Raw genomic sequence first — 11,599 nt, forward strand, 5'->3', positions numbered from 1 at the left:
TCGGCACACCCCGGCCGGGCGCCCGTTCCCGCGCACCTCCAGGGCCCCGACCGGCCCGTGCGTGTCAACCGGGGTAGACGGGCGACGAGCCCACCTCGACCATCGTCTGCCAGTTCCCACCCGAGGGCAGCCGGACGATCCCGGCGTCGTCGGAGTCGGCCACCAGCGGCTGCCGGTCGTCGTTCGCCGCCGCGATCGCGGTCACCTGGTTCAGACCGGGCAGCACACTCGCGGCCGAGGTCGAACCATCGGTCTGGATATAGCGCACCTGCTGCACACCGCCGGACTCCTTGCCGACCACCACCAGCCGGCTGGGACCGGCCCAGGACACCGCGGTCACGGTCTCCATCTGCGGGGCCACCGACTGGAGTTGCGCCACGGACACCGTCGCATCGGCCGCGGAGCCGCTCCGCTCCACCCGGCCGATCTGCAGCGTGGTCCGGCCGCCCTCGGACACCAGCAGCGCGATGCGTACCCCGTCCGCCGACACCCGCAGCCCCTGGATGCGCCCGTTGCCGAGCCCCTCGACCGTGACCGGCAACGGCGTGCCGATGCCCTCCGCGAACCGCAGCAGTCGCGGCTTGGCGGGATCGCGGTCCGCGATCCAGAGATCGCCGTGCCCGTCCCAGCTCGGCGGGGACAGCCGGCTGCGCGCCGGGCCGTCGCTGGACACCAGCGCGGGAGCCAGCTCGCCGTCCGACAGTATGGAAGACACATAGAGCGACTTGGCGTCGTCCGTGACACCCGCCGCGCGCTTCTCGTCGCGGGCCACCGCGACCGAGCCGAGCTTCACACCGCCGGTGCCGAACGGTCCGATGACCTGCGACCTGTCGACGCCCTCGTCGGCGCTCGCCTGCAGCAGTGACAGCCGCCCGCGTTCGTCGACGAAATACGGATTGTCGGACCGGCCGGTGGTGCGATCGGGCGCGAACTCCTCGGCCTGGTCGCCGCTGAGCACACAGAGCGAGGACCCGTCGGCCAGCAGCTCGACCTGCCCGACCGGTGTGGAGGTGAGGTCCCGCAGGGTGAAGAGCAGTTGCGCCGCCATCTTCCGGCACTGCGTACGGCCCGCCTTGGACGCCTTGTCGTTCAGCGGCACCTTGAGGGCGTTACGGTCGTCGAACTCCAGCGACTTGGTGCCCTTCTGGAGCGCCGTACCTGCGGGGAAGGGCGAGTCGACCACCGGCTTCAGCCAGTTCGTCGGCCCGTCGAGCAGCACCTTGACCGCCTGGGTCACCGGATCCATCCGGGTCGTGGGGTCTATTCGCTGACGGATGTAGACGGGGTCGGCGACCAGCCAGTTCTCCCCCGACGCGAAGTAATACTTGTTGACCGACCGGTAGTTGCGCTGGAAGTCCGACTCACCGAGCACCAGCCCCTGCGGCAGGCTGTCGATGCGCCACTCCTTGGCACCCCCGACGTTCTGCCGGACCAGCCGGATCTCTCCGGCGTACTCGCTCGGCTCGGTCGGCTGGTAGGCGTGTACGGAGTCCACGTCCGCGATCCGGTCGCCGTACAGCGGATAGGTGAGAGCGGAACTGTCGCTGCCGGACAGCTCCTGCGGGCCCGCCGGGTCGGGCGCGGCGCGCAGCACCGTCGTACCGGCACCCGGCCGCCAGTACTCGGACGCCTTCTTCGTCAGATACTTCCTGGCCATCGCGAAATCGGGATCATCACTGGTCATGGCCTCAAGGAAGCCGTTGACGATCTCGTCCGGCTCCGCCTTCTCCCGGGGCGGCACGGCATACACCCGCACCTGGGACTCACCCGGCGGCGATGCCTTGACCGGCTCGACATCGCCACTGTCGGGGATCGAGGCGCACCCGGCCAGCAGCGCGGCGACAGCCGCCAGCAGCGTCGGCGTGCGGACCGCTCTCCCCGGCCCGGAACGACGGCGATCAGCGCCCACGAATGGTGTCCTCCCGCTCCGGAGCCCGGTGTACAGAGTGATCGGAGCGATCGGATTCGCTCCCGGACGGCCGCTCCCCCGCGGGACGCGGCACCACCCGCGCGCCGCTGCCGGGCAGTGCCGCCGGGTCCACCGTCGCCGTCGTACGGGGCGGGGCCGGCACGCCGGGTGCTCCGGCCTGCGCGGAGCGGTCCGTGCCCGGCTGGAGGGGCACACTGGCCAGCCGCTGCGCGGTCTCCTTGAGATCCTCGGCACCATCGCGCTCGCGATTGCGCCGGGAATCCTCGGGCTCCAGCGGTATGGGCGAGCCGCGCAGGGCCTCGTCCGCCGTACGCGGCAGCGTCAGCCGGAACTGGGAACCGCCGCCCGGCTCGCCCCACGCCTGGAGCCAGCCGCCGTGCAACCGGGCGTCCTCTACGGCGATCGACAGCCCGAGACCGGTCCCCCCGGTCGTCCGCGCACGGGCCGGATCGGCCCGCCAGAAACGGTTGAACACCCGTGTCGCCTCGCCGGGCTTGAGCCCCACGCCGTAGTCGCGTACGGCGATCGCGACCGCCCCGCCCGCCGCGCCCAGCCGTACGACCACATCCCGGCCCTCGCCGTGCTCGACTGCGTTGACGACGAGATTGCGCAGCACCCGCTCGACCCGGCGCGCGTCGGCCTCGGCGACGACGGGCTGCTCGTCCCCGAGGACCCGGATCCTGCTGCCCTTGCGCTCCGCCAGCGGCTCGGCGCCGCCGATCACCCGGCGCACCACTTCGCGCAGATCTATCGGCTCGGCCTCCAGCGCCGCCGCGCCCGCGTCGAACCGGCTGATCTCCAGCAGATCCGACAGCAGCGACTCGAAGCGGTCCAGCTGGTCACCGAGCAGTTCCGCCGAGCGCGCCGTCACCGGATCGAAGTCACTGCGTGCCTCATGGATGACGTCGGCGGCCATCCGCACGGTCGTGAGAGGCGTACGCAGTTCGTGCGAGACGTCGGAGACGAAGCGCCGCTGCATCCTGGAAAGCTCCTCCAGCTGCTGGATCTTGAGCTGGAGGTTCTGCGCCATCTTGTTGAAGGCCTCACCGAGACGGGCGATGTCGTCCTCGCCGGTGACCTTCATCCGCTCCTGGAGACGGCCGGTCGAGAGCCGCTCGGCGATCCCCGCGGCCATCCGTACGGGCGTGACGACCTGGCGCACCACCAGCCAGGCGATCGCCCCGAGCAGCACGACCACGAAGAGCCCGGCGGTGGCGAGCGTGCCCTTGACCAGGTTGAGCGACTGCTCCTCCTGCGTCAGCGGAAATATGTAGTAGAGCTCGTACGCGTTACGGTCGACGTCGTTCAGCCGCTTGCCGATGATCAGCCCCGGCTCCGGCTCCCGGGCCTCGGTGGCCCCGGTGTACTTGATCTGGGCGTACGCCTGGAACGGCCCTGTCCCCTGCGCGACCGCCGTCCGCAGATCCGCGGGAACGCTGGCGAAGTCCACCCCGCCCGAGACACGCGGCGCCCGGCTGGTGGACACGGCGTCCGCCGCGTCGGGGCTCAGCGCCACCACATTGAACGCCCCCGGGCCGCCACTGGCGAGCTGTTCGACGAGATCGGACCGCCAGTTGACGGAGTTCCTCCCCGATCTGCCGTTCGTCCCGTCGCCCTCACGGGCTCCGGGCGCCGCAGGGGCGTCGGCCTTCTCCTTCGCCACGGTGAACCCGCCGGCCGCCTGGCTCTGCGCGGCCTTCTCCTTGGCCTCCAGCAGACCGTTGCGGACCTGGCCGATGACCACGAACCCGAGCAGCAGCACCACACCGAGCGACATCAGCAGCGTCGCCGCGACGACCCTCAGCTGGATATTGCGCCGCCACAGCCGTACGGCGGGCAGCAGCGGACGCCGCACCCAGCGCACCAGCAGCCGCAGCACCGGTCCGCCGGGCGAGCCGTCCTGGAGCAGCCTGCCGCTCTGGAACAGCCGGACGAACCGCGCCAGCGCATGCCCCGGCCCGGCAGCCCGCCCCGCACGGACTCCCGGTTCACCGGGCTTCGGAGCAGCGCTGCCGCCGGTCATGTCAGCTCGGTCCCGCCTTGTAACCGACCCCGCGGACGGTCACCACGATCTCGGGCCGCTCGGGGTCCTTCTCGACCTTGGAGCGCAGTCGCTGCACATGCACATTGACCAGCCGGGTGTCCGCGGCGTGCCGGTAGCCCCACACCTGCTCCAGAAGCACCTCACGGGTGAACACCTGCCACGGCTTACGGGCGAGCGCGACCAGCAGATCGAACTCCAGCGGCGTCAGGGCGATCGACTGCCCCTCCCGCTTCACCGAGTGACCCGCCACATCGATGACCAGATCACCGATGGCCAACTGCTCCGGCGCCGGCTCCTCGGACCTGCGCAGCCGCGCCCTGATACGCGCCACCAGCTCCTTCGGCTTGAACGGCTTGACGATGTAGTCATCGGCCCCGGACTCCAGCCCGACCACCACATCGACCGTGTCGCTCTTGGCCGTGAGCATGACGATGGGCACCCCGGACTCGGCCCTGATCAGCCGGCACACCTCAATACCGTCCCGGCCGGGCAGCATCAGATCCAGCAGCACCAGATCCGGCTTGGCCTCACGGAAGGCGGCGAGTGCCTTGTCACCGTCCGCTACGAAAGACGGCTCGAAACCTTCACCACGCAGCACAATGCCGAGCATCTCGGCCAGTGCGGTGTCGTCATCGACGACAAGGACACGTCCCTTCATATCGACATCATCCCATTAGCTCATCGTTACCTTGGCGTGACCTGGCACACAGCTCCGCGATTCCGCCCCCGGTCACCGGGGACAGCGCGCCGTATTCGGTGACGATCGCCGTCACCAATTCCGGAGGGGTGACATCGAAGGCCGGGTTGAACGCCTGTGTTCCCAACGGCGCCACCGGCATCCCACCTCCCGCCTCCGCTCCCGCCATCGCTGTGCGCGGCGGCGTGAGCTCCGTCACTTCCTGCCCCGGTCGTTGCTCCACTTCGATCGACGCCCCGTCCGGGGTATCGAGGTCGATCGTCGTGGTCGGGGCGACCACGACGAACGGCACATGGTGGTACCTGGCCAGCACGGCGAGCGGATAACTGCCCACCTTGTTCGCCACTGATCCATCGGCCGCGATCCGGTCCGCCCCGATCAGGACGGCGTCCACTTCCCCCGCCGCGAAGAGCGAACCCGCCGCGTTGTCCGTGAGCAATGTGTACGCCATCCCGTTGCGAGCCGCCTCGTACGCCGTCAGCCGGGCCCCCTGGAGGAGCGGACGGGTCTCGTCCACCCACAGGCGCCGCAGCCGGCCGGCCCGGTGGGCCGACAACGCCACGGCGAACGCGGTGCCCTCCCCGCCCGAGACGAGCGCCCCGGTATTGCAGTGGGTCAGGATCCGGTGGCCGCCACCCGGCAGCAGTTCATCGAGGAGCGTAAGCCCAAACGCCGCCATCTGCGCGCTGGCCTCGGCATCTTCGCGGTGCAGCCGCCTGGCCTCGGCAAGCGCCACGGCCCCCGCCTGCGCCGGATCGGCGCCCTTGTCGACCGCCGTCCGGTACGCGTCAAGCGCCCGTCGCACCCCGTAGCCGAGGTTCACCGCGGTGGGCCGCGCCCCGGCCAGCCGCTCCGCCGCGTCCTCCACGTCAAAACCCCGTACCGCCGCCAGCGCCACCCCGTAGGCGCCCGCGATACCCAGGAGCGGCGCCCCGCGCACCGCCAGCACCCTGATGGCACGCACCAGAGCGGGTACGTCGGTACAGACCAGCTCGGTCTCCTCGGCCGGAAGTCTGGTCTGGTCGAGAAGCACCAGTACGGGCCCTTCCGGTGGCTCGTCCCAGCGGATCGACGGAAGCATGGACGGCCCGGCGCCGGCCTGGGGTCGTGCGTACTGATCAGCCATTCGCTCAGTCTGCCCGCTGCGGCACGGACAATGAAGGCGAGGACGGAGCAGAGAAGGAGATACGGCCCCCGGTCCACCGGGGCGCGGCGCGTGGCACGATGGCTGCCAGCCCGCCGCCCCGCTCCGCGGACAGGCGCTGTTGAAGCGCCGGCTCGCCGAGCCGGCCCCGCAACCAATCCACGAGGTGGACGACCGTGAACGACACTCCGGGCTGGGCCTCGCCCGGATCCGCCCCGTCCGACGGCCAGGACGCCGGTGTGCCCAGGCCCGCCGCGCCCGCCGATGACACCGGCTCCTCCTCGAAGTGGTCCGCGGCGCAGCCGCCGGCCGGTCAGTGGTCCCCGCCGAGCGCCCCCGGCACAGGACCCGCCATTCCCCGGCCCACACAGGGCTGGGGCGGGCCCTCCCAGGGCGGCGGTCCCGGCTGGGGCCCGCCACCCGCCGCCAAGCCGGGTGTCATCCCGCTCCGGCCTCTCGGGGTCGGCGAGATCCTCGACGGCGCGGTCTCCACCATGCGCACCCACTGGCGGGTGGTACTCAGCTTCACCCTCGCCGTCGCCGTGGTCTCGCAGATCAGCGACATCCTCTTCCGCCGCTACCTGCTCCCCGAGCCGGTCGAACTCGACCCGAACGCGAGCCCGTCGGAAGTCCTGAGTCAGGCCGCCGACTCGCTCTCGTCCACCCTGGTGTCCGAGATCCCGTCGCTCATCATCCTGGTGATCGGCACCCTGTTCACCACAGCCGTGCTCACCGTCGTGGTCAGCCGCTCCGTACTGGGGCGCCCCGTCACGCTCTCGGAAGCCTGGAACGAGGCCCGTCCCCGGCTCCCGCAGCTGCTGGGCCTGACCCTGCTGCTGCCGCTGATGAGCGCCGCCATCATGACCGTCGCGATCCTCCCCGGCCTGCTGATGGGCTCCGCCGGAGGAGCCGCGCTCACCGCGCTCGGCGGCATGGCCGCCCTCGCCGTCATCGCCTGGCTGATGGTCCGCTTCAGCCTCGCGTCCCCCGCACTCATGCTGGAACGCCAGAGCGTGCTGTCCGCCATGCGACGCTCCGCCAAGCTCGTCACGGGCGCCTGGTGGCGCACCTTCGGCGTGCTGCTTCTTACACTGCTGATCACCTTCCTGATCTCGATGATCATCGCCATCCCGTTCGTGTTCATCGCCTCCGCGGTGGACAGCGGAGGTCTCGCCGGCCTGTACTCCGGCGACGGCCCGGACTTCGGCTGGCCCTACTTGATCGTCACCGGCATCGGCTCGGTGATCGCCTCCACGATCACCTATCCGATCTCCGCCGGCGTGACCGTGCTCCTCTACGTCGACCAGCGCATCCGGCGCGAGGCCCTCGACCTCGAACTGGCGCGGGCCGCGGGCGTGGCGGGCTACGGCACTCAGCCGCCGGGCAGCGGCTCCCCGGGGAACTGACCCGGTGTCCATCACGGGGGGAACGGCACTCGCGTGGCAGCTGATCCGCGCGGACGACGGCATACCGGTGGACACCCCTCGCGTTCCCGCCCGTGAAGCGGCGGAGCGGGAGCTGTCCAGGCCGATGTACCACGAGAACGACCCGAACCTCCTCCAGCGCGCGCTCGACCGCTTCTGGGAGTGGGTCGGTGACCTCTTCGCCTCCGCCTCCGGCGCGGCCCCCGGTGGCCCGCTCGGTCTCGCCGTCATCGCGCTGATCGTGGTCGCCCTCTTCGCTGCCCTCTGGTGGCGACTGGGCACCCCGCGCCGCATACCCGGGACGGCGCGCACGCTCTTCGACGAGGGCCCCCGCAGCGCGGCGGAACACCGCGCCACCGCGGAAACGCATGCCGCCGCCGGCCGCTGGAACCAGGCCGCCCAGGAACGCATGCGCGCCATCGTCCGCTCCCTGGAGGAACGGGCCCTCCTCGACCCGCGCCCCGGCCGCACCGCCGACGAGGCCGCCTCCGAAGCGGGCCGTCCGCTCCCGGGCCACGCGACCCGGCTCCGGACGGCCGCCAGGGAATTCGACGACATCACATACGGCGGCCGCACCGCCGACGAGGAGACATACCGGCGGCTGAGCGCGCTCGATCTCGATCTGGAAGACGCGAAGCCGCAGCTGAGCACCGCCTCCGGAGGAACGGCCGAGTGACCTCCACGATCAGCTCCACCTCGCTCTCCCCCACCACCCGACAGGTCTGGACCCGCAGCCGCGGACTGGTCCTCGCTCTCGTCGTTCTGCTCGGTGCCGGGATCACCATGGCCGCCCTCGGCTCCGGTGACCAGCACGGCCGCCTCGACCCGCGCTCCGCCGACCAGTTCGGCAGCCGCGCCGTCGCCGAACTCCTCAAGGACCGTGGAGTCTCCGTCGAAGCCGTCACCACCCTGGACGACGCCACCGCCGCGGCCGGCCCCGACACCACACTCCTCGTCACCAACCCCGACCTGCTGACAGAACAGCAGCAGCGCTCCCTGCGCACCGCGACGGCGTCCTCGGGAGGCCGGACCGTCCTCCTCGGCGCCGGTCCGCCTTCCGTCGACACCTTGGCGCCCGGTGTCCGTACGAACACCCCCGCGCCGGTCTCGGCCCGAGCCCCGCGATGCTCGCTGCCCGCCGCCGACCGCGCGGGCACCGTCGACATCGGCGGTGAACGATACGTCACCGACGTCGCCGACGTGGACGCCTGCTACGTGAGCGACGGCGTGCCGACCCTGCTCAGGATCACGGAGACCGGCGCGGAAGCCGGTGACACCGTCCTTCTCGGCTCTCCCGACATCCTGTACAACGACCGCCTCGACCAACGCGGCAACGCGTCGCTCGCCCTTCAACTTCTCGGTTCCCGGCCTCATCTCGTCTGGTACCTCCCCTCGCTCAGTGATGGATCCGCCGCCGAGAGCGGCGGCGACAGTGACTTCCTCGGCCTCATCCCGTCCGGCTGGCTCTGGGGCGCCTTCCAGCTCTTCCTCGCCGTGGTACTCGCCGCCGTCTGGCGTGCCCGCAGGCTGGGCCCGCTCGTGGCCGAACGACTCCCCGTCGCCATCCGGGCCTCGGAGTCCACCGAGGGCCGCGCCCGCCTCTACCGCAAGGCGAACGCCAGAGAGCACGCCGCCTCGGCCCTGCGCTCGGCCGCCCGCGACCGCCTCGCACCCCTCCTCGGCGTACCGCCGGCCGACGCCCACTCCCCCGCCGTCCTGATCCCCGCCGTCTCCGCCCGGCTCCCGGAGACCGCCCAAGATCCGCGCACCCTGCTCTTCGGTCCGGCGCCGACCGATGATGCCGCTCTCGTCCGCCTCGCGGACCAACTCGACGCCCTCGAAAGAGAGGTACGCACCTCATGAGTGCCCCGACCGCACAGAACGCCACGACCGCCGGGACCGCCGGGGAATCGGACAGCGCCCGCGCTTCCCTGGAGGCCCTGCGCACGGAGATCGCGAAGGCGGTGGTCGGCCAGGACCCCGCCGTCACCGGGCTTGTGGTCGCCCTTCTCTGCCGAGGGCATGTGCTCCTCGAAGGAGTCCCCGGCGTCGCCAAAACCCTCCTCGTACGGGCACTCGCCGCGTCCCTCGAACTCGACACCAAGCGCGTCCAGTTCACCCCCGATCTGATGCCGAGCGACATCACGGGCTCCCTCGTCTACGACGCGAGGACCGCGGAGTTCTCCTTCCAGCCGGGTCCCGTCTTCACGAATCTGCTTCTGGCCGACGAGATCAACCGGACGCCTCCCAAGACCCAATCAGCGCTGCTTGAGGCGATGGAGGAGCGCCAGGTCACGGTCGACGGCACGCCGCGGCCGCTGCCCGATCCATTCCTGGTGGCCGCCACCCAGAACCCGGTCGAGTACGAAGGCACTTACCCCCTCCCCGAGGCCCAGCTCGACCGGTTCCTCCTCAAACTGACCGTCCCGCTGCCGTCCCGCGACGACGAGGTCAATGTCCTGACCCGCCATGCGCAAGGCTTCAATCCGCGTGACCTCCAGGCTGCGGGGGTACGGCCCGTCGCCGGGCCCGCCGACCTGGAAACGGCACGCGCCGCGGTCGCAAGCACAACCGTCACACCCGAGATCGCGGGCTATGTCGTCGATATCTGCCGTGCCACTCGTGAATCCCCCTCACTCGCACTCGGTGTCTCCCCACGAGGTGCCACCGCCCTGCTCTCCACCGCTCGCGCCTGGGCCTGGCTCACCGGCCGGGACTACGTCACCCCCGACGATGTGAAGGCCTTGGCCCTCCCCACACTCCGCCATCGCGTCCAACTCCGGCCCGAGGCCGAGATGGAGGGCGTCACGACCGACTCCGTCATCACCGCGATACTCGCCCACGTACCCGTCCCCCGATGAGCCGGTGACCTGTGGCCCTCACCGGACGAACCGCGCTTCTCGCGGCCCTCTGCTCACTCCCCGTCGGCCTCTTCGCCCCCAGCTGGGCAGGCATCCTTGCCGTCAATGCCCCGCTCTCACTGGCAATTCTGTGCGACTACGCCCTCGCCGCACCAGTGCGAACGCTCCGATTCACCCGAAGTGGTGATACATCAGTTCGACTTGGTGACGGCGCTGAGGTCCATCTCACCGTCACCAACCCCTCTGGCCGCCGCCTGCACGCTCACCTCCGCGACGCCTGGCCACCGAGCAGTTGGCTCCCCGGCACCGAGCAGGCGACGTCACGGCACAAGTTGACCGTGCCGGCGGGCGAGCGCCGTCGGCTGACCACGCTGCTCCGCCCCACCCGTCGCGGCGACCGCCGAGCGGAACGGATCACAGTGCGCTCGTTCGGACCCATGGGTCTGGCAGCCCGCCAAGGCCACCACGAGGTCCCTTGGACCGTACGCGTACTGCCCCCTTTCCACAGCCGCAAGCACCTTCCCTCCCGGCTTGCCCGCCTACGGGAACTCGACGGCCGTACCAGCCTGTTGAGCCGGGGCGAGGGCACCGAGTTCGACAGCCTTCGTACATATGTACCGGGGGACGACACCCGGTCCATCGACTGGCGGGCCACCGCGCGCCAGTCGGCCGTCGCTGTACGGACCTGGCGGCCCGAACGCGACCGGCACATCCTCGTCGTCCTCGACACTGGCCGCACCTCAGCCGGCCGTGTCGGCGACGTCCCCCGCCTCGACGCTGCCATGGACGCCACACTGCTCCTCGCCGCGCTCGCCTCACGAGCAGGCGATCGACTCGACCTCCTCGCCTACGACCGCCGCACCCGCGCCCAGGTCCGGGGCCGCGCGGCGGGCGATGTCCTGCCCGCACTGGTGAACGCGCTCGCTCCGCTCGAACCGGAGCTCGTGGAGACGGACGCGCGCGGCCTCGCCGCGGCCACGCTGAAGAACGCCCCGCGTCGATCACTCATCGTGCTGCTCACCACGCTCGACGCGGCGCCCATCGAGGAGGGGCTCCTCCCGGTCCTGCCTCAATTGACCCGACGCCATACGGTCCTGGTGGCGTCCGTCGCGGATCCGCACGTCGAGAAGATGAGCCGGGAGCGGGGCACAGTGGACGCGGTCTACGAAGCCGCCGCCGGCACACAGGCACAGGCCCAGCGACGTCGTACGGCGGAACAATTGCAGCGCCATGGCGTCACTGTTGTGGATGCCACCCCTGAGAACCTGGCTCCGGCCCTCGCCGACGCTTATCTGGCGTTGAAGGCTGCGGGACGTCTCTGAGAGCGAGAGCAAAGAGGGGTAGCCGACAGCTTTGGTCGGCTACCCATTACCGGCATACCGGCGACCTCAAGATATAGGCCCTGAACGCAGGAATGCCCCGTACCAAAAGGCACGAGGCATTCCCACAATGATTGTTCGGCGGCGTCCTACTCTCCCACAGGGTCCCCCCTGCAGTAC

Annotated in this window: 9 protein-coding genes; 5 read left to right on the forward strand and 4 right to left on the reverse strand. The window is 70.8% G+C overall.

All coding sequences use genetic code 11. The features are described from left to right. Positions 1-64: 64 nt before the first annotated feature. From AB0M67_RS31770 to mtnA, 4 genes are read right to left on the reverse strand one after another with little or no spacing between them, the layout of a single operon-like run. The gene (locus AB0M67_RS31770; protein ID WP_365750996.1) at positions 65-1,909 is read right to left on the reverse strand and encodes an LpqB family beta-propeller domain-containing protein; all 1,845 of its coding nucleotides are present in this window, start codon (positions 1,907-1,909) and stop codon (positions 65-67) included. Next, complete coding sequence (gene mtrB, locus AB0M67_RS31775; RefSeq protein WP_365750997.1) at positions 1,899-3,953, reverse strand: MtrAB system histidine kinase MtrB; 2,055 nt, start codon at positions 3,951-3,953, stop codon at positions 1,899-1,901. Before mtrB ends, AB0M67_RS31770 begins: the two co-directional genes overlap by 11 nt. A 1-nt stretch (position 3,954) precedes the next feature. Beyond that, complete coding sequence (gene mtrA, locus AB0M67_RS31780) at positions 3,955-4,632, reverse strand: two-component system response regulator MtrA (RefSeq protein WP_005486885.1); 678 nt, start codon at positions 4,630-4,632, stop codon at positions 3,955-3,957. A 7-nt stretch (positions 4,633-4,639) separates the two neighbouring features. Then, positions 4,640-5,797, reverse strand: a complete 1,158-nt coding sequence (gene mtnA, locus AB0M67_RS31785; RefSeq protein WP_365750998.1) for an S-methyl-5-thioribose-1-phosphate isomerase — start codon at positions 5,795-5,797, stop codon at positions 4,640-4,642. A gap of 194 nt (positions 5,798-5,991) precedes the next feature. On the opposite strand from mtnA, the gene AB0M67_RS31790 reads away from it, so the two are divergent. The 5 genes from AB0M67_RS31790 to AB0M67_RS31810 are packed head-to-tail and all read left to right on the forward strand — an operon-like array spanning position 5,992 to position 11,422. Then, entirely contained in the window at positions 5,992-7,221 is a 1,230-nt protein-coding gene (locus tag AB0M67_RS31790) for a hypothetical protein (RefSeq protein ID WP_365750999.1), read from the forward strand. Between the two features lie 4 nt (positions 7,222-7,225). Further along, positions 7,226-7,915 carry a DUF4129 domain-containing protein gene (locus AB0M67_RS31795; RefSeq protein ID WP_365751000.1) on the forward strand — a complete coding sequence of 230 codons (690 nt, stop codon included), beginning with the start codon at positions 7,226-7,228 and terminating at the stop codon, positions 7,913-7,915. Continuing rightward, positions 7,912-9,102: a DUF4350 domain-containing protein gene (locus tag AB0M67_RS31800; protein WP_365751001.1), complete on the forward strand. Its 1,191-nt coding sequence runs from the start codon at positions 7,912-7,914 to the stop codon at positions 9,100-9,102. Before AB0M67_RS31795 ends, AB0M67_RS31800 begins: the two co-directional genes overlap by 4 nt. After that, a complete protein-coding gene (locus tag AB0M67_RS31805) occupies positions 9,099-10,100 on the forward strand; it encodes a MoxR family ATPase (RefSeq protein ID WP_365751002.1) in 1,002 nt (333 codons plus the stop codon). The genes AB0M67_RS31800 and AB0M67_RS31805 overlap by 4 nt, the downstream gene beginning before the upstream one ends. 11 nt (positions 10,101-10,111) lie before the next feature. Beyond that, positions 10,112-11,422: a DUF58 domain-containing protein gene (locus AB0M67_RS31810; RefSeq protein ID WP_365751003.1), complete on the forward strand. Its 1,311-nt coding sequence runs from the start codon at positions 10,112-10,114 to the stop codon at positions 11,420-11,422. Positions 11,423-11,599 lie beyond the last annotated feature (177 nt).

It is taken from the genome of Streptomyces sp. NPDC051662 (assembly GCF_040681655.1).
GTDB lineage: Bacteria > Actinomycetota > Actinomycetes > Streptomycetales > Streptomycetaceae > Streptomyces.